Here is a 23,007-nt window from a genome sequence, read left to right on the forward strand (position 1 = left end):
AATGCACCTCGCACGAATGTTCGTTTGTGCCATCCTGTTACTTCTGGCGGCCGCGAGCAGCCTGACGCACGCGCAGGAGCCGTCAAAGCCCGTCGTAAAATCGCTGTCGCTCGGCAGCGCCATACCCTTGAATCCCGCGCTCCGCACGGGGACGCTGCCCAACGGCCTGCGCTACTTCATCCTGAAAAACGGCAAACCCGAAAACCGCGCCGAGCTGCGCCTGGCGGTCAATGCGGGCGCGGTACAGGAGACCGACGAGCAGCGGGGCCTCGCGCATTTCTGCGAGCACATGGCCTTCAACGGGACGAAGCGGTTTAAAAAGGATGAACTCATCCGGTATCTCGAATCCATCGGCACACGTTTCGGCAACGATCTCAACGCCTACACGAGTTTCGACGAGACGGTGTACATGCTGCAAATCCCGACCGACAAGCCGGGCCTGCTCGACAAGGGCCTCGACGTGCTGGAGGACTGGGCGCACAACGTCAGTTTCGAGGATGCTGAAATAGACAAGGAGCGCGGTGTGATTCTCGAGGAACTGCGCCTCGGCAAGGGCGCGGGCAAGCGCATCATGGACAAGCAGTTCCCGGTCATGTTCCACAACTCGAAGTACGCCGACCGCCTGCCCATCGGGAAGGAGGAGATCCTGAAGTCGTTCACGTACGAGACGCTCAAGTCCTATTACGCACGTTGGTACAGGCCCGACAACATGGCGGTGATCGCCGTCGGCACCTTCGATGTCGACGAGATGCAGCGCAAGATCACCGAGCGTTTCGGCGCGATACCGAAACCCTCGACACCGCTCGACCGTGCCGTCGTGCCCGTCCCCGATCACGCCGAGGTCTTGTATTCCATCGTCACCGATCCCGAGGCCCCCGGCACCGAAGTGACCGTGATGTCGAAACGACCGCCGCGCGTCGAGCGCAAGGTGATGGATCTGCGCACGTCGATGATCATCAGTCTGTACACAACCATGTTCAACGCGCGGCTCGACGAGCTGCGCCAGAAGGGTGATCCGCCGTTTCTGTACGGCTACGGATACACGGGCCGCTTCGCGCGCGCGAAGGACGCGCTGTACCTCGCCGCGCAGGTGCAGAACGACGGAGTCGAGACAGGGTTCCAGACGCTGCTGACCGAGGCGCTGCGCGCGCAGAAACACGGATTCCCGGCAAGCGAACTCGAGCGCGCAAAGACAAGTCTGCTGCGCCGCTACGAGGAGAGTTACAAGGAACGTGACAAGACGCCGTCTGAGCGCTATGCCAGTGAACTCGTGCGTCATGTGCTGACCGAGGAACCCGTTCCAGGCATCGAACTCGAATACGAACTGCACAAGAAATATCTGCCGGGCATCACCGCGTCGGAAGTGAACACGTACGCCGCGTCGCTGCGCTTCGACCAAAACCAGGTCGTGACCGTGAGCATGCCCGAGAAGAAGGATCTGCGCGTTCCGTCGCGCGATGATCTCGAGAAGGTGTTCGCCGCGGTGCAGAAGAGCACCATCGACCCGTATATCGACGAGGTGTCGAACGCGCCGCTGGTCGAGGTTCCCGCCTCGTCGACCACCATCACCGAGACAAGCGAGGTGAAGGAGGTCGGACTCACGGTGTGGAAACTGTCGAACGGCGTGCGGGTGGTCATCAAACCCACGGACTTTAAAAACGATGAAATCCTCTTCGCCGCGTATTCGCCGGGCGGACTCTCGCTCGTCCACGACAGCGTGTACATGTCGGGATCACAGGCGGCCGACATCGTGAACGAAAGCGGACTTGGCGACCTCGACGCGGTGCAGCTCACAAAACGGCTCACGGGCAAAATAGCCAACGTGTCCCCGTCGCTGTCCGAACTCGAGGAGGGATTCCGCGGGAACGCCGCGCCACAGGATCTCGAGATCATGATGCAGATGCTGTACATGTACTTCATGAGTCCGCGCAAGGACACCACTGCCTTCCGCTCGATGATGACACGCATGAAGACGATGTACGAAAGCATGATGGCGTATCCCGAGTACACCTTTGTCGATTCCGTCACCGCGTTGATCACGAAGGGGCATCTGCGCGGGCGCATGATGAATCCGAAGCGCCTCGAGGAAGTGAAGCTCGAGAGCGCCTTCCGACAGTATCAGGAGCGTTTCGCCGACGCGAGCGACTTCACGATGTTCTTTGTGGGCAACATCACACCCGAGGCGCTCAAACCGCTCGCACTAAAATACATCGGTGCGCTTCCCGTCACACATCGCGTGGAAAACTGGAAGGATGTCGGTCCGCGCATGCCCGAGGAGAAGCTCGAGAAGACGGTGTACAAGGGACTCGAGAAAAAATGTATGGTGGTGATGATGTTCAACGGGCCGTTCGAATGGACGTATCAGAACCGTTACGACCTCGTGTCGCTGCAGGAACTCCTGAACATCAAGCTGCGCGAAGAAATCCGCGAGGAGAAGGGCGGTACCTACGGCGTCGGAGTCAACGCGCGTCCGATGAAGACGCCGCGTTCCGAATACGTGATAACCATCCAATTCGGCTGTGATCCCGACCGCGCCGAGGAACTGATGAACACCGTCTATTCGGTGATGAAGAAGGTGATCGACGGCGGCGCCTCGGCCGAGGATGTGCAGAAGATACAGGAGATCCAGCGCCGCGAGCGTGAGAAGGCCCTCAAGGAAAACAGCTTCTGGCTCGAGCGGTTGAAACAGGATTTCTGGCTCGGCGAGGATCCCGCCCAGGTGCTGAAATACGAAACCTTCGTCAGCGGTCTCAGTTCCAAAGCCCTGCAGGATGCCGCGGCGAAGTACTTCACCTTCGACAGGATGAAGAAGTTTGTGCTGATGCCCGAGAAGAAATAACGCATGCGGTAAACGGAAAACGGTGAACGGCTCCAGATCTCGCGCCGTTCACCGTTCCCCGTTTTCCGTTACTTCAGCTTCTCCTCGAAAAGCGCGCGCTGTATGGCGGCGAAGAACGTGTTCTGAATGCCGCTTTCTATTGTGGGGACGTCGGAGGCATCGAAGCCGCCGATCACGCCGCCGTCCTCATATTCGTAGTGCACCCAGAAGTTGTGCAGCTTTGTCACCTTGTTGAGGTAGTTGTACTGGATGCCGAATTTGAAGGTGGTCACCTTCTGTCCGTCCTTGAGCACCGTCATACGGCCGTCCTTCACACCCTTCTGTTCGACGGGCATGACATCGATGACATAGCTCCAGGCGAGCAGGGGATTCGTGGATTTTTCCACTTCGATGGTTGCGGCCGCGAGAGGTTCGGTGTCGACGTATTCGAGCGGAATCATCCAGCGCAATTCCGCCTTGTCGTAGTACTTGAGTTCGGGAGCGTCGCGTGTGTATCCCGCGACATGCATCACATAGATCTTCCACCCGGGCCGCGCCTTCTTCAGCCACGACACCAGCGCGGTAAAATTCGAGCGGTCTTCACTCAGCGTGAAGCGGCTCGATTTCCAGCCCGTCGCGGCACTGAGTTTTGTTTCGTTGACGCAGATTTCCTTCCACGCGGGACGGTCGGCGAGCGAGGACGGCCACACCGCCGCAACATGGCTTCCCGCCTCGTCATGCGAGACATAAAACAGCGTGCGGATATACTCGGCCTTGAGCGTGCCGACCTTCTTGGCCGTCACCTTTTTTAACGCGGCGACATGCTGTCCGTACGTTTTCCCATCCTTCAAGAGGAAGCGACAGTGCAGCTCCGCATCCTCCCCCGCCGTAATAAGGGACTTGCCGCTCTTGTAATGAAACAGATTCGCATCGAATGCGGTCAAGCCCGGGGCCTTGTCCTGCGCGACGGCAATACCACCCCAACCGAAGGTGCTGATATATCCCGGATCGGGATCCTGCGCGAACGCGACGGCGGAAAGACAGACCGCCAACGTGGACGCGAATAACGCAAGTCTGCGAGCCATAACCGGCTTCCTCCAAAAGTGGACGGTTCAAGAGCACTTGGTACGGCCGCAAAAAGCGTACTGCGGAAACAAAATGCAAGATAATTTTATCTTATATGTATGTTGATTTCCCGTTCAGTATTGAGTGGCAGTCCCTGCAATACCTGCAGGGTGTGTCGCATACGGGAAGCACCCCGCCGCGCCGTTCCGAGCGACAGTCGGGCGCGGCGGGGTCCGCGCTCATCAGTGCAGAACGACAAGGCGTCGCGACAGCGCATAGGGAGCCGCGTCGAAGCGATACGTGTACACGCCCGTCGACAGAGTGCCGACGTCGAGATCCGCCGAGTACGATCCGGCGGAAAAGAATCCATCCGCGAGTCGCATGACCTCGCGACCGGATTCATCATAGAGTACAACACGCACGGATCGGGGAACATCAAGAGAAAAAGTGATGCGTGTACGTCCTCGCGCCGGATTGGGAAAGTTCTGTCCCAATGTCAGTGAAGCGGGCACAGCGTCGACACGTTCGACGGCAAGCGGGACTCCACTGAGACCGGGCCAGAAACCGAAGTTCGCGCGTTCGGTCGCCGACGATGTCGGTCCTGCCAGAGTCTGACCGACCGAACCTGCGAGCCGGGTGGTCCCGTTTCCAGCCGCCGCGGCGCCCGAGCTGATCACGGCGCGAAGCAGGCGCGTCTGCGCAGTGGCCGGACTTGCACCGTGGAGCAGCAGCACGAGCAGAGAGAAGAACGCGAGCAGCGTGCCGCTCGTCACGGATATGCGCGACGACGGGGAGGATTCGGACCGCGGCGATTGCTGCAGTATCGCCGGCGTCGCTGCGGGGATTGTATAGATGGACCGTGTCATTGTTTTATCACCAGGACGTTGAACTGCGCATTGTTTGGTATCGCCACATTGTTCTGGTTGAAGATTTCCCACTTGCTGCGGATCGTGTTGTAATACACGCCGATGGGACTGTTGTTATATACAATACCGCTCGGATTCAGCTTCTGCGTTACAATGAGTATGCAGGTGGCGTCGCCGTTGCACATGGCGTTGTCGATATCGGTGCCGTTTGCGCTCAGTTTATTTGCCGCGGTTGCGGTATGGATAAAGGCCGCCTTGTTGACCCCCGATACACGGATGGCTCCATTGTCGAGCTCGAGCGCGGTGCCCACACCCGAACCGGAATACTTCGCCTCGACCGCAACGCCGTTGCTCGAGAACGTTTCACCACGGACACCCGACGAGGCAGACGAGCTGTTTGTTGTGAGGCCATACACACCGAAGCCGCTCGGGGTTTCTCCGTACACACCCCAACCGCTGCCCGCCTGATAGCCGATGACACCGATGCCCGTACCGCCCGTGCCGTTGTTTATACCGCGCACGCCGGCGGAGTACCCTCCTGGTGTTGTTGGTGTGACAAGTCCGAAAACACCGGTCACTCCTCCTGTCGCACCGACGCCGTGTGATGTGGATGCCGCCTCGCCTCGCATGCCGAATGTGGAGCCGGTGGTCGCGGAATTCTGTCCCAGAATGCCCGGACCACTGCCGGAATTCACGATTTTCACCGCTTCGAGTGAAGAACTTGTGCTACCCGCGTACGGGAGCGTGATACCCGATGACGGTGTTGTCCACACGATATCGGTGCCGTTGTAGCCCAGCACCTGGCCGTTCGATGCGCCACTTTTGCTGAGCTTCGGCAGTGTGACGGCCTCGTTTGCGAGTTGCAACGTCGAGATGCCGTTGTCCTTGACGTTCACTGTGGTTGCGGGTCCGGTCGGATTCGTGACATCGAGCGTGCCGTTGCTGTTCGTTATCGATTTTACGGCGTTTTGTTCGACCGCGGAAATCGTCACGGTTGTGCCTGCCGCGGTGACGTTGACGTTTGCCCCTGCCGCGAGAGTGACATTGTCATGCAACTGCGAGGGTCCGACGACCAGAGTTTTCACCACGGCCCCCGGCGTGATGTTGCCCGCGTCGACAGCATTGACCGCGATGGTGGGATTTGGATACTGACCCGCCAAATCGCCGCCGGCGGACGAACCGACGGAGAGAAAGTTCAGCGTGCTGGGTATGACACCCGGGGCGATATCATTGGCGGTGATGCTGCCGTCCTGTATTTCGATGCTCGAAACGGCATCGGGCGCGATGCCGGGATTGGGATACGATCCGTTCAAATCACCTCCTGCGAGCGACCCCACGGCGATAAAATTGGCAACACCGGGCAGCACTCCCGGTGCAAAATCATTCGCGGTGAGGGATCCGTCCTGAATCCTGTCGGACGTGATGGCATTTGGAGCAATGCCGAGGTTTGCCGTCGGACCATTCGGATTTGTGACACTGATCATGCCATCCACCGATTGGACTCCTTGAATGCCGGTACCGCCTCCACCACTCGATGAAATGGTGATGGTGTTTCCGCTATTGGTGACGGTGGTGCCGCCCGAGCCCTGCAACGTCAGCGCTCCGCTTTGATTATTCACGCGGGTCACAACGCCGCTGGCGGAGGGGGAGAGGGATTCCGCCACATCAGCGACGGCGGCGCGCAGGGCATAGGGTGCCGCGGTGAGCGCCGTACGCGGCGACAATTCCGTTCCGCCGCCCACACGCACACCGAGGAAATACGCCCGGTCGAAACCCAGACTCGCCGGGAGAGGTGTAACGCTGCCGATGATCACGTTAAACACGCCGCGCACCACCGGCACTGTCTGTGTCTCGGTGTACAGGGCCGTTCCTCCGGTGGCCGTCTCGTACAGTGACAACGTCAGACCGGTATTGCCATCGGGAAGCAGATTGCCAGATGCATCGGCGAGAACACCCTGGAAACTGATGACACGTGGAACCTGTGCCTGCACCGTCAATGACAGCAGGAGCGCCACGACAATGAGTGCTGAAGAAAGTCGCATGGGTATATCCTTTCTGCAACCGTGGCATCAGCAATTCACCGCGCACCGGCTGCCGGGTAAAAAAAGAGATGAGGGGAGTTTCTACCCTAACCTCCCGCCATCCGTATTTGTTCCCAAAGTCAAATATTAATTAATGGCACGGACGTCGCCGGACGGCCGCTGACCGTGCAGTGGTTCTGCCTGCGCTGCAGACCCGACAGACACAGGAGTTGCAGCGCAAGGACGCTCACAAAGGGAGTTTCAAGGCATGAGGGGATAGGGGGTTGATGCGGATAGGCCGGAGGAGGATCTGGGCGCGCTAATCAGAAGGGACGGTGGATACACGGCGTGCGCGATAGATACCATGCGTACTGCCAAATAGGAATTGCCCATCCTTTGTCTGAAGGCATGATGTATAGTAGGAGTGAACAGAGCCGCTCCTGAAATTGACAGCTTCCCATGACGCGCCGCCGTCTGTCGAGAAGTAGTGCAGTCCGCCGTACGGGTCGGAGACGGACACGAGGCCCGTCCCTGCTGACTGGAAGCGGAGGGAGATGCCTTGGTCCGGCATCTGCAAGAAGGTTGGCAGTTCGACGGTCTGCCACGACACCCCACGATCGGCACTGCGGAGGATTGTGCGACCCTCATGAATACAGAGCATCGTATCATCCGACCACATGCCATAGACTGGGCCTGTGTGTATACAGCGCCAGTGTGTGCCGCCGTCATCGGAGCGCAGCACGGAGTCCGGCAGCACTACTTCACGCGCGCGACTTCCCTCACTTTGTGCCGTAACGGATGCGAAGACTGTGCCGTCGGCGGGCGAGTCCAGAAAACGCGCCCGCGCGAGCAGCGGGACGGTGGACCACCGCGCGCCCGCATCGCTGCTGTAATTGTTTTCCCTGGTGTTCGTGTAATATCGGAATCGTGAATCCGATACTATCGATGTACACCAGGTGTTTTCCTGTGTCTTCCACGAGCTGCCGTCGTCCGTGGTCCACGCGGGGCTGCCGCTGGGCAGGTGAGAGTCGATTGGATATCCGGGGAAGGTCTGCCCTAGGTGGCTGAGGGTTACCCCCTCAGAAGCTCTCGTAATAGCGGTGATGCCGCCGGTTTCCCTCGCGATGCCGAAGTGTACATCCATCCCGTCGAGACCACGGGGCTGCCATGACCGCCCGGAATCACGAGATACATACAGCCCTCCCGCTCGAGTTCCCGCAAACACCGTTCCGTTCGGACTGGAAAAGAGAGCCGTAACTTCACGTGCCGGCAAGCCGCGATTCAATTCATTCCATGTGCGCCCCTCGTCTGACGAGGCGTACACACCGGCATGTGTCGCCGCCAGGATACGACCCCGTGTATCGACACAGAGGTCATGCACGATGTGATTGTTCAGCCCAGCGCGCCACCGGAAGCGCATCGAATCGCGCGCGATCCACACACCGCGCGCGCCGTTGGGACCTCCGCACATCAGTGTGCCGTCGGACAACCGGACAATACGATCGGGCCAGCCTTCGTATCGTATCGTCGCATTCGAGATTGAATCCTCCAGCACCCACGAGAATCCCGCATCCGTGCTCCGCCGGATGAGATATGCTCGTGATTTCGAGCTGTACGATCGTATGGACACGATGCCGCGCTCGTCGTCCACTGCAAACGGCGTCACCAGTCTCTCGATATCTGTTGACGACCACGTGGCACCCTGGTCGGTCGATCGTGACACGGTATTCGCCCATACAAGGACGACGGAGTCGGAGACGAAGGTGAAAATCGTCTGACGAAATCCTTTGGAAAAATCAAGTTGTGGTGGTGTGCTGACTACACGCCAGGTGAAGCCGTCGTCGTCTGATCGACAGAATCCCTTTGCAGAAAGGGAAAAGAGCGCGCCGCCGTGTGCGACCATGTGACTATACCCGATGTGATTCCGAGCGGCACTGTCGACCACCACCCATGTGCTGCCTCTGTCGGTGGAGCGAAGCAGTGGGAGAGTACCAGATCCGAAGGTGCTGAAGGCGTACACCGTTCCATGCGGACCCACAATCAGAGGCCACAGTATCTGCACTGTTAGCCGGTGCATTTCCAGCGGTATCGAGGCCTTCGTCCAAAGTGTTCCGCCGTCGCGAGAGATGTACAATCCGTATTCATCTGTCGATGCGTATAGCGTACCAGCGCTGTCGCAGGCCAGGCCATAGACGGCACAGCCCTCGGGTGACGGTACTTTCTCGAGTTCGTACTGCGCACACAGATGTGTCGTGATGAGCGCGAGACCAAGGAGGATCGATGCGGAACGTACCTTCATCCTGTACCTTTCCCGGGATGTGGTTGGACATCACAAACTAGAAAGATGGTGAAGAAGAGACAAGGGGCGACAGTGCGGCGCACTACTCAGGTGTCGATGTTTGTTTCACGGCAGGGGAATGTCTACCATCGCACAATATCAGCGAGAGGTTGCGGATGGCGGAAGGCACTGCGGCGGGAACAACGTTGAAACGAGCGGGATTCTTCACAGGAATACTGCTTCTGGCGCTCTGCATTTGTGCGCCCGTGCTGCCCGTGTTTCACGATGCGGCAATGTCTGTGCTCGCGGGTGCAGCGGAGCCGGACTCCTGGGAACTTGCGCGCAGTATGCAGGCCGCGGCCGGACTCTTCTTCATCATGATCGTGTGGTGGATCACCGAGGCAGTGCCGCTGCCGGCCACGGCCTTGCTGCCCGCCGTGTTGCTGCCCGCGTTGCATGTGGTCGGCTTCGGCGCGCGCGGCGCGGTGGAGTTCACACCGAAGACGGTGCTTGCGCATTACGCCAATCCGGTGATATACCTCTTCCTCGGCGGTTTCCTTCTGGCGGCCGCGATGCAGCGGTGGGGACTCGACCGCCGCCTGACGCTGTGGCTGCTGTCACGCGGCCGTGTGGCGGACAATCCGCGCAGCATACTGCTGGGCGTGATGGCGGTGACGGCCTTCCTCTCGATGTGGATATCCAACACCGCGACGGCCGCGATGATGCTGCCCATCGGACTCGGCATTCTCACGATGCTCGCGCTGAAGCCGGGCGATTCACCCTACGGCACGGCGATGATGCTCGGCATCGCATACGCCGCGTCCATCGGCGGTGTGGGCACCATCATCGGCACGCCACCCAACGGCATCGCGCTGGGCATCCTCGACACGGCGATGGCGGGCCGAGCAGGATTCGAGTCCATAGGTTTTCTCGAATGGATGGTCATCGGTGTGCCCTTTGTGGTGCTGATGGTGCCGATGACGTGGCTGTTGCTCCTGCGATTAAATCCGCCCGAAGTCGCGCACATTCCCGGCGGCAGGGAACGCCTGCGCGCGGAGCACGCGGCGTTGGGTCCGATGTCCACAGGGGAAAAACGTGTGCTCGGCATACTCGGCTGCGCGGCGATACTGTGGATCTCGAATCCCTTCTGGGGCGACATCCTTCCCGATGCAATCGCGCAGCGGCTCGCCTGGGTCGACGAATTCCACATCGGACTCTGCGCGGGTGCGCTCTGTTTTTTCGTGCCCGTACATCTGCGCAGGGGCGAGTTTGTGCTGCGCTGGGACGACGCCGCGTCGGTGGACTGGGGCACGCTGATGCTGTTCGGTGGCGGCATCGCGTTGTCGGACGCACTGTTCCGCACGGGGCTCGCGCCGTGGGTCGCCTCGTCGGTGATCGCGGCCATTGGCACACCCTCGACGTTTGTGCTTGTGGCGGTGATCGTGGTGTTTGTCGATTTCCTGACCGAGGTCACCTCGAACACTGCGGTCACATCGATGATGGTGCCGGTAGTCATTTCGATCGCCGCCGCAACCGGAGCCGATCCGGCGGCGCTGGCCGTCGCAGCCGCGATCGCCGCGTCGCTCGCCTTCATGCTGCCCGTCGCAACACCTCCCAACGCGCTCGTGTACGGCACGGGATACGTGCCGCTTCGCGCGATGGTGCGCAACGGTTTTGCGCTCGACATACTCGGGTGGCTGCTGGTGATAGGACTGCTGCCGCTTTTCGGCGACATGTTGTTCGGGCTGTTCCGCTTCTAGCCGCACGCAAAAGCGACGCCCGTTCTGCAGAGGAACTGCGCGGCATCTTTTCGCATACACCGCCGTTGTATCTTGCAGCAGCTCCGGAATCCAATCCCGCGGGATCACCGCCCCCACCACTCGCACACGCCGTCATGTCCACAATTCCGAGTATCGGATCCGTATTTCTTCTGATCTGCGCCATGTGTGCGCCTCTTGCGGCGCAGGACGGCACGCCGCCGTTCCGCAATCACGATCTTCCCGTTGCCGATCGTGTCGCCGATCTTGTGGGGCGTCTGACACTCGAGGAGAAGATCGCGCAGATGCAGCATGAAGCGTCCGCGATCGAGCGGCTGGGCATTCCGCCGTACACGTGGTGGAATGAGGCCCTGCACGGCGTGGCCCGCGCGGGCACCGCCACCGTGTTTCCCCAGGCCATCGGCCTCGCGGCATGTTTTGATGCGGATCTCCTGCACAGCATCGCGACGGCGATAGGTGTCGAGGCGCGCGCAAAACATCACGAGGCGCTGCGGCAGGGACGGCACGGCATCTACGAAGGACTGACCTTCTGGTCGCCCAACATCAACATCGCGCGTGATCCGCGCTGGGGCAGGGGACAGGAGACCTACGGCGAGGATCCATGGCTTGCAGGCACACTCGGCGCCGCATTTGTGCGCGGACTGCAAGGCGACGATCCCGCGCATCTGCGCGCCGTGGCCACGCCCAAACATTTTGCGGTGCACAGCGGTCCGGAACCCACACGCCACGCATTCAACGCGTCGGTGAGCGAGACCGATTTGCGTGACACCTACCTGCCCGCATTTGCGCGCACCGTGCGCGAGGCAGGCGCCGCCTCCGTCATGTGCGCATACAACCGGCTGTACGGCGATCCCTGCTGCGCGAGCACGCTGCTGCTCGACAGCATCCTGCGCGCCGAGTGGGGCTTCGACGGGTATGTCGTGTCGGACTGTTGGGCGGTGAGCGACTACGTGAACTTCCATCACAGCGACACGTCGATGGTCGAGGCCGCCGCGCGCTCAGTGAATGCGGGATGTGATCTGACCTGCGGACCCGAGTACGCCGCGCTGGGTGAAGCCGTGCGCAGAGGACTCGTCGCGCCGGCAGTCATCGACAGGGCCGCGCGCCGGCTCTTTACGGCGCGAATGCGGCTCGGCATGTTTGATCCGCCCGGACGCGATCCATACGCCGCGATACCATATTCGAAGAATGCGTGTGAGAGACACGATTCGCTCGCGCTGCATGCCGCGGAGCGGTCGATCGTACTCCTGAAAAACAACGGAGGCACACTGCCGTTGTCTCGCGATATCCGGCGTATCGCGGTGCTCGGGCCCGCAGCGGACGATTCCACCGTGCTGCTCGGCAATTACAACGGCACACCGCCGTACGCCGTCACCCTGCTGCGCGGTCTGCGCGCGCGCGCCGGATCGGACGTCGCAATCACCTACACGCGTGGATGTGATCTCGCCGAGGGCAGACACACGGATTCCTCGGCCGCCGCCGCGGAGCAGCTTCTGATCGACGCACAGAAGGCCGCCTCCGATGCCGATGCCGTGATTGTAGTGCTCGGCCTGCATCCCTGGCTCGAGGGCGAGGAATTGCGTGTCGCACTCGACGGGTTCCGCGGTGGCGACAGGACCACGATTGAACTTCCCGCCCCGCAGGAGCGTCTGCTGCGCGCAGTACAGAAACGAGGCCGGCCATTGATCGTGGTGCTGTTGTCGGGCTCGGCCATCGTGTCATCGTGGATGAGCGAATCCGCAGACGCGATTCTTGCGGCCTGGTATCCGGGGCAGCGCGGAGGTGATGCGGTCGCACACGTGCTGTTCGGCGATGTGAATCCCTCGGGACGTCTGCCCGTGACCTTCTATGCAAGCACACGGGACCTGCCACCCTTCGAGGATTACTCCATGCGCGGACGCACGTACCGCTTCTTTCACGGCACACCCCAGTACGCCTTCGGACACGGACTGTCGTACACGGAATTTGCATACTCCGATCTGCGTGTGAGCGCGGATTCACTCGCGGACCACGAGGAACTGACCATACTTGTGACAGTCGAGAATACCGGTCAGTTGGACGGTACGGAGATCGCGCAGCTCTACATCCGCGATACGGACGCGCCCGCCGGCGCAGCGCTCCGCACCCTGCGCGGGGTGCGGCGTGTGGACCTCGAGCGCGGCGGCAGGCGGCGTATCGCGTGGACACTCACGGCGGACGACAGGCGGTTCTGGGACGCGACATCGCGCTCCTTCCGGCATCCGCGACGTCTCAATATCATCGTGGGATCCTCGTCGGCCGACGAGCGGCTCCGAACTACCGTGCGTTTCTGACGAGAATCATTTCCACGACCACAGGTCCATCGACGATCCGGACGGCTGATTGCAGCTCGCGGTCAGAATGTCCGTACGCCCGTCGCCATTCGCGTCGAAGAGTCCGATGAGGATGGCGATGATGCCGAGCGGCTGCGTGGTCTGCAGCGTGTACGACGAGATTACAACGTCTTCAAATGTGACCTTGAACCCCACATCGCCGCGTGCGGAAGCAAACACCGGCTCCTTCGGATTCCCGTTGTCGACGATGCCATCGAGGTTGTAATAGCCGATAAGCCGATGCGAGTACGGCTTCCGTGTCGCACCGGACCAGAGTGTGAATTCCCAGCGTCGTGTCGGTGTCGCACCATCGACGACGACCAACTTCTCGGTCAGGCCGTCGGCCTCAAAGTAGAAACCCTGATCGGGGATGCCATCGCCGTTGATGTCGAGGGCGCTCCGTCGATCGCCCGCGCTGGAGAAGCCGTCGCGCAGGCGTGGTGTGTTCGTTGAATCGGGACAGCCGGGCACGCTGCGCACGATGGACATCATCTGGTCCTGTGCCTGGAGTGCGAACACGGTGGCAAGAAGAAAGAACAGAATCATGGAGAAACGCATGATGTCACCTCAGCGGATTCGAATGACGGGGAGCGCGCGGAGCATCACACCCGATGTGGCAATGATCTGATACGTGCCGCTCGCAAGCCGCGCGCCTGTGTCGTCAGCGCCGTCCCACGGGATGAGATGCATGCCGGCACTGACGGGGCCGTCGTGCAGAACGCGGAGCGTGCGACCCGCGGCGTCGGTCACCGCGACGCGCAAGGGAGCGGACGACCGCAGGGTGACGGGAAGCAGCGTCACACTCGCGGAAGGATTCGGATAAGCGGGGTGAAGTGTGAGCACGTCGGGCATCACCGGCGCCGCGGCCACGCCGGTCGGGGCTGATGTTCCGTACACCACGAGTGTGGTGTCGCGCAGGCGCAGCGCGAGGATGTCCGTGCGCCCGTCGCCGTCGATGTCGGCCAGCGCGAGGGTTGTGATGCCGGGTGCGATCGTGTGCACGGCGCCATTGGTAGTCAGGGCAGCGTTTGTGCCGGCGTACAGTTCCTTGATCCCATCCCCGTCCACATCCGCGAAGCCGTGCACGTCACCACGCAGCGCCGCCGCCTGCCCGCCCGTGAGCGGTATGGTCAGCAGTTCCTTCAGGTCGTCGCCGCTCACGACCACGAGGCCCTTCGGATCTCCCGAGGATGTGTCGTTGCGGAGCAGAAGATCCGACACTCCGTCGCCATTGAAATCCGCGCGCGCCTCGTCGGAGAAATCGCGCGGCGAGAAGGCGAGACGCAGACCGGGCGGCGCAGCGTACTTGAGCTGGACGTCGTATCCCACCATTCGCGCGGGCTGCGGCGCGGACATGCCGCCCCCGTCGCCACCGCGCACGCCATTCTTCTCGCCGATCACGAGCACGCCGCGGCGACCGGACAGACAGAGCACGTCGCGCCCGTTGCTCCGATGCAGGACCACGATATTCAGGGACATCGTCTCCGTGGGGATCGCGTCGCCCTCAGCACGGAATACGACGCCGTTCGACGCGGCGTCGCGGATGACGAGGGCCGCGCTGCTGCTCACACGTTCAAGGAACATCACACTGACCGGGCCGTTCTGTCCGTTAAAGCGGGCGAAGCCGAGAAGCCGGCGCGACGTGTCGCCCGACACAGCCTGGAAGGTGTAGAGCGGCGTCAGCGTCAGCGCATCGAGCACGGTCACGGTGCTGCTGCTGCGTGTGACGATGTCTGAAAAAATGTCTCCGTTATAGTCGCCGACGACGGTCTGTTTGACTTCCTCGAAATTGAGCGACATGGCACTCCGCGGTATCTGTGCAAGTTCCTGGATCTGCGCGGGAAGCGGCGCGATGGTGCACAGGAACACGGCGCAGGCCGGGAGCAGGGAGTGAATGCATGTACGGAACATGGGGCGTCCTCGGAGAAGATGATCAGTCGTTAGTCGCCAGCGCGGGCTGTGCGCGCAGGTACAGCCAGAGTGCGGTGAGTTCGTTGTCGGTCATGCGACCGAACTGATCCCACGGCATAAACGCGGCCTGCAGCGGACGCCGATCGGGAGTGAAGCCGGTGCGCAGCGTGAGGAGGAAGTCCTCGCGCGTCCAGGATTTCAGCGGTCCGCCCGGTGTGAGGTTCGGGCTGGGAGGTGCGTGAGGATTGGGATCCTTGCCTCCCGCGAGATTCTCGCCGTGGCAGGTGCGGCAGCCGCCGGTGTTGACGAGGTACTCGCCGTAGGCGGCTGTCACGTCGCGCGGCGGGGCGGGGGGACGCACGTCGTGCTGAATATCCTCGACCGAGAGTATGCTGCCGAAGGCGCCGAACGCCGCGAGGATGTGAGAAAGGAATGTCAGTTCATATCCCGCGGTTGTCTTATCGACGGGCGGAAGGCTCTTGATGTAGGAGATGATTGAGCCGAGATCCTCGTCGGAAAAATAATAGTACTCCCGCGACGGCATGATGAACAGGGCCTGCCCCGACGGCCGCACGCCGTGCCGTATGCTGCGCACCCAGTCGATGTCGGATGCGTACGCGCTCGCAACACCGCCGCGACCGCGCGTGAGATTCGGCGCGTCGATGGATCCGATGTCGGGATCCTCGAACATCCGCTTGCCCGCGAGATCCGGACCGTGGCAGCCGGTGCAGTACACGTCGACCCAGTGACGACCGCGCGCGATCGTCGCCGTGTCGTTGGGCACGAGCACCGCGCGGGGTGTGATCTCGTAGGTGCTGTTCAACCGGCTGCGCGTCATGAAGTAGATCACGACGACGGTGAGGACGACGACACCGACGAGGGAGCCGAGGACGATGGCGATGCGCTTGAGAATCTTCATCGGAGTGGAGGCCTGACTGTGAGGGGAATCCGTTTTGGCCGATGTGACAAACACATCCGCACACGACCTGCGCTGTGCGGGACAGAATGATCAGACACGGTTCCCTGAAGCGGGAATCGCGAGGTGCTCTTGCGGATGTGGGAAATCGGACAAGTAAAATCTACATATCGGAAATGTCAGTGTCAAGCAAAAAACGGCATGTGCATCCGGCCGCGATGCGGCTTCGGCTCTTGAATACCGCGAAAACGCGCCATATATTACGATAGACACTATCCGTAGTACCCAACCCGCCGCCGCGTTGTGAATGGAGGATTCATTCGCTCCGCGCGGTTCGCTTCGCGTCCACTTCATGTGAGTCATTTGATCGTGCGACACAGCCCCTTGCTTTTTCTTTGCGCCGCCGCGTTCCTCGCGCTACCGGTCCCGTATGCACGGGCGCAGGACGGCGGCGGGGGAGAGCGGCCTCCCGTGCGCCTCAGCGGATCGGCGGCGGCCACCGCCGACGTGTACGGCTTCTCCGCCAACGACAGCACGCTGCAACCGCGGCGCCCCTCGTCGCTGCTGCGCCTTGTTCTCACACCCACACTGGCATTCGGCGATCACATCACGCTGCCCTTCAACATCATGCTGTCGTCGCAGGAGACCAATGTTGTGACGCCGAATGCAAAGAATTCGACGTTCCTGCAATTCATACAGAATCCGTTGAACAACCTCGGCTTCCTGAGTGTCGCGCCGCGCATCGGCTGGTTGCAGGCCTACCTCGGCACACACGTGCCGCGGTACTCGGAACTGTCGGCGGGGGATGAACAGGTATTCGGCGCCGGTGTGGATCTGACACCCGGACTCTTCCGTTTTGCGCTTTCGGCCGGCAGCGTGCAGCGCGCCATCGAGGCCGACAGCGCCAACAACGTGCGCGCCGCGTACGCGCGCCACGTGGTGCTGGGCAAGATCGGGTATGGCGACGAGAACGGCACCTTCGCGCATCTCAACCTCGTGCGCGCGAAGGACGATGCCGCGTCGCTCGCGCGCAGGCCCGCCGGACTCGCGCCGCAGGAAGGCGCCCTGGCGTCGCTCAATTTTCGGATAGGTGTATCCGAAACAGTGGGCCTCAGCGGCGAGGCCGCCGCATCGGCCTTCACACGCGATCTCAATGCCGATCCGGTGGACTTCAGCTCGCCGCTTCCCGCCTCGATGTACCGCCAGAACGTTTCCACACGCAGCGACTACGCGGGCACACTGGCGCTGGCCTGGGACGAGGGCGATTTCGGCGTAAAGACCTCGGGCAAATACATCGGCGCCGGCTATGTGTCGCTCGGGTATCCGTACCTGCAGCCCGACCGGCTCGAATTCCTGCTCGCTCCGCGCGCGCGTTTCTTCGACAAGAAGCTGTCCCTCAACGCGTCGATCGGACACCGCACAAACAACTTGTCGAGCACCAAGGGCGCAACATCGACACAGATCATCGGATCCGCCAACGCCTTTGCGCTGATATCCGAGGAATGGTCCGTCGCTTTGCGCTACGCCAACTTCGGCGTGCGCAACAACGTGAGCAACGACACGCTGCGCGTGGAAACCGTGTCGAACGCGTTTTCGGTGGCGCCCACCTACACGCTGCGCGCGCAGGCCGCCACACACACCATCACGGCCAGCTACGCGCTCGACGCGTTCACCGATCACAACGTCGTGTCGGGAGCGCAGGGCAGCAACAATACGCAGAGTGTCATGCTGATGTATCTCGGCACGTGGACGGAGACCCCGCTCTCGCTCACGGCCTCCGTCCATCACATGACAAACGATCTTCCCGCGGGCGCATTAAACATGAACACGCTGTCGCTGGGCGCGGGCACGACGCTGTTCGAGGGCGCTGTCGCGCCGTCGGTCACCGTCACCTACTCGAACAATCGCCTCGCGTCCTTCACCGCCGACAGACAGGTCGGCGCGCGCGCCGGCGTGCAGTGGCGCATCGCGGACGGACTCACGCTCAACTCCGCCGTATCGGTGAACGACTACCGCTACGGCTCCGCAAAACCCGGCGCGTTTTTCCGGGAGACACTTTTCGAATCGGCATTGACCACCACGTTTTAGGACGTCCGGGATACACGGAGACGCAGCATGATCACGACACGACAGACCTTCCGGCATATTCTCCTCGCCCTCTGTTTCAGCGCGGCCGCGCTTTCCTCTGCGCGGGCGCAGGGTGTGAGCGCCACGCTGAACGTATCGCCGCGTCCGAATCCCTACCTCTCCGAATGGGCGGCCCGCAAGGAGACAGCCATGCTCACCACCACCGTGCCGCCTGGCGGCCGGCCCGTGCAGGTGAAGTTCTCCGTCGAGGTGAAGAAGGACGGCGCGGTGCAGGCGCGCACCAAGACCGAACAGATGAGCATCGTGACCCTGCCGCCGGGAGTCAGTGTGTACTACGCCGAGGCCCTCATCCCGTTCCGCGCCGTCGACTTTGTGGGCGGCGCCAAAAACACCGCGGCAAAGACCGGCATGCTGCCCGCGGGCGACTATGAATTCTGCGTCGATCTTCTTGATCCACAGACGGGGCAGAGCATCATCGGCGCGCCCATCTGTCGCGGTTTTTACGTTACCGGATATGACGCTCCGAAACTCCTTTTTCCAGACAACGGCAGCGCGCTGCAGACGGGCGAGAGGCCCATGTTCCGCTGGGCACCCGTCACGCCGCAGCCGCAGGGGTTTGTCACCTACCGCGTGATGGTGTTTGAAGTACTGCAGGGCCAGCGGGCGATGCAGGCCTTCCGCGGCAACCGCCCGATTCTCGACGTGCCCGTGCGCGGCGTCACGCAGCTCCTGTGGCCGCCCGAGTATCCGCTGCCGGGACGTGTGCCGGAGTATGCTTGGACCGTCCGCGCGCTCGACGAACGCGGCACGCCGCTCGGCGAGACCGACGGCTACGCGCAGCCCTTCACCTTCACGGTCGCCGCGGCCGCCGAGCGGCGCGCCACGGCGGGCGAGACCGCAACGATCGAGCGGCGGCAGGGCAATGAGGCACTGCGCACACAGCAGCCGCCGGCTCCGCCCGTGGATGTGGCTCCGGGACCACTCATGACGGCGCAGAAGGCGGTGAAGGCCGGTCCGGGCGACAACAACGTGCAGCAGCCCGACACGACACAATACGGCAACGGCAATCCGCAGCCCGCGCCGAGCGGATGCCAACCCGCGGGTGTCACGCCGCCCCCGGTGGTGGATCAGACCCCTTCGACCAAGGCCGCCGCCGCGTATGTCGACAGTGTCGTGACCGTCGGGTATTTCCCGATGAAGATACTCGAGGCGACGGGCACGGGCGCCGGACTCACCGGCAAGGGCTCCATTCTCGTCACCTGGCTGCGCACGCCCGTCGCGGTGCAGTTTACCAACATCAAGATCAACACGGCGGGACAGGTGTACAACGGCGACGTGGTGGCGCGCATCGACGCCACGCCCGACCCGTATCAGACGCAGTGGCTTACGAATGTTGTCGGCGGACTGCCGTGGACAAAAACTCGCATCAAAAATCTCGAGACCTGGCTGAAGGCGAACTTCGGCAAACTCACCAAGGACCTCGATCTCAACACACAGATCGCCAACGCGACGAATTCGCCGGTGCTGCTGCCGCTGGGCATCACGAATCTCAAGGGCTACACCGTGGCCATCGCCGAAATGAAATGGAACGCAGCCGGCGCCGAACTCGTGGGTGTGATGTCGCTGCCCGTGCTCGAACACAACGACGATCTCGGCTTCAAGACCAGCGGACTCGCGTTTGCTCCGTCAGGTCCGTCCTTCCAATCCGGCTCCTTCGGCCTGCTCGGCGACGTCACCTTCTCGCCCGACACCGCCACTTGGAGCGTCACCTTCAAGGCGCCGACCGACACGGCGAACGGCACCTTCATCGACTGGGACTGCGACGGCTTCCGCCGCGCGCAGGTGGACATGGACTTTGCACTCCCGCGCGCGTGGGTGACGCCGAGCCCCGACAACGGCCAGAAGGTGAAGACCAACGTCAAGGCGTGGATCAGCGACTGGGACGACTGGATCGTAAACGCGACACTGCCGAAGAGCACCATCACAAACACCAACGGCACCGATCTCGAAGTCACCAACATGGCCTACGATCATTCCGACATCCGCAATCCCTCGGGCATCACGTTTCCGGCGGGATACACGGGTGATCAGACCATGGCCTTCCAGGGCTTCTTCATCAAACAGGCGAAGTTGCTGCTGCCCGAAAAACTCACGACGTTCGACGATCCGACAAAACGTGTCACCATCTTTGTCAACAACCTGATCGTGAACAAGACCGGCGTCACCTGCGCCATCGGCGCGGCGAACATCATACAATTCCCGAAGGGCAACATCGCGTCGCTGGGCGCGAGCATCGATTCGCTCAAGATTTCGCTCGTGAACAGCTCGGTGAAAACCGCGTATCTGCGCGGACTCATCACGCTGCCTGTGGCCGATTCGACACAACAGAACGCGCTCGATTACAAGGCGCTGTTCCAGAACGGCGACGGTTTCCAGTTCACGATGACACCCAAGGGTCCGATCCGCTCCTCGTTTTTTGCCGGCGGAGAATTCACCTTGAAGCCGAGTTCCTATCTCAAGGTGGCGCTGAAGGACAAGTCGTCGTTCGACATAAAACTCACGGGCGGATTCGGTTGGAACGATGTGAGTGTGGGTCCGGTGAAAAATGTCACTCTCACCGCCGACTTTCAGAACATGGCAATGTCGTGGGTCGAAGGCGGGAGCTTCGGTTTCAACATCGGCACATGGAGTTTTGCGAGTCCGCAGAAAAAGGTCGCAAAAATTCCCGTGACCATCGACAACATCAAGTACGTATCGAAGCCGGCGCAGCCCGGCGAGGTGCTGCGCGGCGCGGTGAACTTTGAAGTGATCGTGAACCTCAACGAAAAATTCGCGGGGCGCACGAAGCTCGAGGTGACGGGCGCCATCGAGCGGCCCGCAGCTCGGCGCTTCAAGCCGAAGTACATCGATGCGCGCATCGATTCCATCGGCCTGTACATCAAGACCTCGGCAGTGATTGTGGATGGCTTCGTGAAGTTCTTCCAGGACGATCCGATGTACGGCAACGGATTCAGCGGGCGCGTGAAGGCCTCGTTCACATCGGCGCAGACCGAGGTCACCGCCACGGCGCGATTCGGCACAACGAGCTACAACGCGGGATCGCCTTACAGGTATTGGTATGTGGACGCCAAGGTGATACTGCCGCCGCCGGGCATCACCTTCCTTCCCGGCTATGCGCTGTACGGCGCGGGTCTTGCGGCGTGGCAGCGCATGAACGTGTCGCCCATGCCGGCGCTCAACGCGGCGCAGGTGGCCAGTACAAACACCCCGCAGCAGGCCACCGCATCCGGCGCGACATTCACGCCGAGCACGGGCATCGGCTTCGGCTTCGCGATCACGGGTGTGCTGGGCACTGCGCCCGATCCCAAACGCTTCAACGCCGACGTGACATTTGCGGGGCAGTTCTCCCCGAGCGGCGGACTCGTGACGCTGAGTATTTCCGGCGAGTTCTGGGGCATGGCCAAATTGACCGAGCGCGCGACGGCGCCGATAAAGGGCGCCGTGAGTCTGCAATACACACATCCGACACGGGTGTTCCACATGACCGCGCTGGCCCATATCAACAAGGATCCCGTGGTCAGCGGACCCGCGGGTGTCGGCATGGTTGTGCATGTGGAGGGAAAGACCGGCATCTGGTACGTGAAAATCGGCGAGCCGTCGAACCGCAACGTGGTGAAGGTGTACGGCGTGAACACCGAGTCGTACGTCATGTTCGGCAAAAACATCACCGCGCCCGCGGGATTCAGTTCCGCGACGAATGCGGGTCTTGCGAGTGTGGGTGTGAGTCTGGCCGCGCCGCCCTCGTCGGTGATTGCGAATGCCGTGTCGGGCAACGGCGTTGCGCTCGGCGTCGGAGCATATTTCGACACGGGTCAGCGCAACCGGCATCTCTTCGGCCGTGTGTATCTGCGCTCGCGCGCAAGCGGCGGCTTCGAACTCAATCTCTCCGCGCTGCGGTATCCCGACAACGCCGTGTGTTCCGGCGGGGCGGGGATCGAGGGATTGAATCACTGGTACATGCAGGGCAATGTCGCCGCGTGGGTCACCTTCAACGTGCAGATCTTTGTCGAGATGAAAGACGGCACGATTTCGAATCCGTGCCTCTTCTGCTGCAAGAACAATCATCCGAACGGCTGTCCCTTCGACCTGGTCGACATCAAGATCGGCGGCGCGCTGCAGGGCGGCTTCCCGAAACCGACCTGGCTGCAGGGCTCCGCTGCAGGCACCTTCAATTTCTTCGATGGCAATGTGTCCGGTTCCTTCCAGGTGGACGTCGACTACGGCACGCCGTGCTGGCCCGTCGGCGGACCCGAGGCGGGTCCCGCGGGTGTTGCGGAAGACGCCGCTGCAGCGCAGGAGGCCGCGCTCATCAAGTCCGCGTACCCGGCGAACAATTCGAACAGCTTCGACGTGAAGGACCGTCCGCGCCTGCTGTACGGTTTCACACCGAATCAGACGTTCGATGTGGTGGAGAGCCAGGGCGACGCGGCGGGCACGACCGTACATCGGACGTTCCAGGCCCGCTACACGGTGACGATGCGCAAGCAGGGTCCGAACGGCTTCGGCAATCCGCTCACGATACAGACCGCGGCGAACACGCTCGGCGAACACCTCGTGCTGCTGAAGGGCAACATGGTGAACATGGCGCAGCCGAAAAACAACATGTCGAACGACGGCGAGGGCGGACCCAAACCCGCGATGGATCTGGGGCCCAACCTCGACTCGGCCAGCGTGTACAAGGTGAGTGTGACCGCAACACTCTACGAACTCAAGACGAACAATTACGGGTGGACCATCGCCCGCAAGAAAAACAACGATCCGGTGACGGAGACGGTGGAAACACAATTCGCCACCGTTGCGCCGCCGCTGAAACCGAAGCTCATGAACGAGAACAAAAAGCAGTCGGGGAATTGAG

The 23,007-nt window shown here is 61.7% G+C and carries 12 protein-coding genes; 5 read left to right on the top strand and 7 right to left on the bottom strand.

Translation table 11 applies throughout. The features are described 5' to 3' along the window. Position 1: 1 nt before the first annotated feature. A complete protein-coding gene (locus HY962_06200; GenBank protein MBI5646505.1) occupies positions 2-2,839 on the top strand; it encodes an insulinase family protein in 2,838 nt (945 codons plus the stop codon). Positions 2,840-2,907: 68 nt separating this feature from the next. On the opposite strand, the gene HY962_06205 is transcribed toward HY962_06200, so the two are convergent. The 4 genes from HY962_06205 to HY962_06220 form a co-directional block, all read right to left on the bottom strand. Next, a complete protein-coding gene (locus tag HY962_06205; GenBank protein MBI5646506.1) occupies positions 2,908-3,903 on the bottom strand; it encodes a hypothetical protein in 996 nt (331 codons plus the stop codon). A gap of 222 nt (positions 3,904-4,125) precedes the next feature. Beyond that, positions 4,126-4,749, bottom strand: a complete 624-nt coding sequence (locus tag HY962_06210) for a T9SS type A sorting domain-containing protein (GenBank protein ID MBI5646507.1) — start codon at positions 4,747-4,749, stop codon at positions 4,126-4,128. Further along, complete coding sequence (locus HY962_06215) at positions 4,746-6,791, bottom strand: hypothetical protein (protein MBI5646508.1); 2,046 nt, start codon at positions 6,789-6,791, stop codon at positions 4,746-4,748. Before HY962_06215 ends, HY962_06210 begins: the two co-directional genes overlap by 4 nt. 298 nt (positions 6,792-7,089) lie before the next feature. Next, the gene (locus HY962_06220; protein ID MBI5646509.1) at positions 7,090-9,069 is read right to left on the bottom strand and encodes a hypothetical protein; all 1,980 of its coding nucleotides are present in this window, start codon (positions 9,067-9,069) and stop codon (positions 7,090-7,092) included. A 155-nt stretch (positions 9,070-9,224) separates the two neighbouring features. Here HY962_06220 and HY962_06225 point away from each other — a divergent pair, with 155 nt between their 5' ends. Both HY962_06225 and HY962_06230 read left to right on the top strand, forming a co-directional pair. Then, positions 9,225-10,808 (top strand): DASS family sodium-coupled anion symporter, encoded by a 1,584-nt coding sequence (locus tag HY962_06225; protein MBI5646510.1) that lies wholly within the window; start codon positions 9,225-9,227, stop codon positions 10,806-10,808. Between the two features lie 182 nt (positions 10,809-10,990). Beyond that, complete coding sequence (locus tag HY962_06230) at positions 10,991-13,138, top strand: glycoside hydrolase family 3 C-terminal domain-containing protein (protein ID MBI5646511.1); 2,148 nt, start codon at positions 10,991-10,993, stop codon at positions 13,136-13,138. A 6-nt stretch (positions 13,139-13,144) separates the two neighbouring features. Here the strand turns inward: HY962_06230 and HY962_06235 are convergent, their stop codons facing one another. From HY962_06235 to HY962_06245, 3 genes are read right to left on the bottom strand one after another with little or no spacing between them, the layout of a single operon-like run. Further along, a complete protein-coding gene (locus HY962_06235) occupies positions 13,145-13,735 on the bottom strand; it encodes a hypothetical protein (GenBank protein ID MBI5646512.1) in 591 nt (196 codons plus the stop codon). 9 nt (positions 13,736-13,744) lie between these two features. Next, positions 13,745-15,088, bottom strand: a complete 1,344-nt coding sequence (locus HY962_06240) for a hypothetical protein (GenBank protein ID MBI5646513.1) — start codon at positions 15,086-15,088, stop codon at positions 13,745-13,747. Between the two features lie 22 nt (positions 15,089-15,110). After that, entirely contained in the window at positions 15,111-16,007 is an 897-nt protein-coding gene (locus tag HY962_06245; GenBank protein MBI5646514.1) for a c-type cytochrome, read from the bottom strand. A gap of 381 nt (positions 16,008-16,388) precedes the next feature. On the opposite strand from HY962_06245, the gene HY962_06250 reads away from it, so the two are divergent. Continuing rightward, entirely contained in the window at positions 16,389-18,092 is a 1,704-nt protein-coding gene (locus tag HY962_06250; GenBank protein ID MBI5646515.1) for a hypothetical protein, read from the top strand. Positions 18,093-18,119: 27 nt separating this feature from the next. After that, on the top strand, positions 18,120-23,006 hold the full coding sequence (locus HY962_06255; GenBank protein ID MBI5646516.1) for a hypothetical protein: 4,887 nt from the start codon (positions 18,120-18,122) through the stop codon (positions 23,004-23,006). The last annotated feature ends 1 nt before the right edge of the window (position 23,007 follow it).

The organism is Ignavibacteriota bacterium, from assembly GCA_016218045.1.
Classification (GTDB): domain Bacteria; phylum Bacteroidota; class Ignavibacteria; order SZUA-365; family SZUA-365; genus JACRFB01.

What these genes read in the sequence shown, in the direction of transcription:
- HY962_06200 (MBI5646505.1), top strand. Translation starts at nt 2, where the DNA reads ATGCACCTCGCACGAATGTTCGTTTGTGCCATCCTGTTACTTCTGGCG.
- HY962_06205 (MBI5646506.1), bottom strand. Translation starts at nt 3,903, where the DNA reads ATGGCTCGCAGACTTGCGTTATTCGCGTCCACGTTGGCGGTCTGTCTT.
- HY962_06210 (MBI5646507.1), bottom strand. Translation starts at nt 4,749, where the DNA reads ATGACACGGTCCATCTATACAATCCCCGCAGCGACGCCGGCGATACTG.
- HY962_06215 (MBI5646508.1), bottom strand. Translation starts at nt 6,791, where the DNA reads ATGCGACTTTCTTCAGCACTCATTGTCGTGGCGCTCCTGCTGTCATTG.
- HY962_06220 (MBI5646509.1), bottom strand. Translation starts at nt 9,069, where the DNA reads ATGAAGGTACGTTCCGCATCGATCCTCCTTGGTCTCGCGCTCATCACG.
- HY962_06225 (MBI5646510.1), top strand. Translation starts at nt 9,225, where the DNA reads ATGGCGGAAGGCACTGCGGCGGGAACAACGTTGAAACGAGCGGGATTC.
- HY962_06230 (MBI5646511.1), top strand. Translation starts at nt 10,991, where the DNA reads ATGTGTGCGCCTCTTGCGGCGCAGGACGGCACGCCGCCGTTCCGCAAT.
- HY962_06235 (MBI5646512.1), bottom strand. Translation starts at nt 13,735, where the DNA reads ATGCGTTTCTCCATGATTCTGTTCTTTCTTCTTGCCACCGTGTTCGCA.
- HY962_06240 (MBI5646513.1), bottom strand. Translation starts at nt 15,088, where the DNA reads ATGTTCCGTACATGCATTCACTCCCTGCTCCCGGCCTGCGCCGTGTTC.
- HY962_06245 (MBI5646514.1), bottom strand. Translation starts at nt 16,007, where the DNA reads ATGAAGATTCTCAAGCGCATCGCCATCGTCCTCGGCTCCCTCGTCGGT.
- HY962_06255 (MBI5646516.1), top strand. Translation starts at nt 18,120, where the DNA reads ATGATCACGACACGACAGACCTTCCGGCATATTCTCCTCGCCCTCTGT.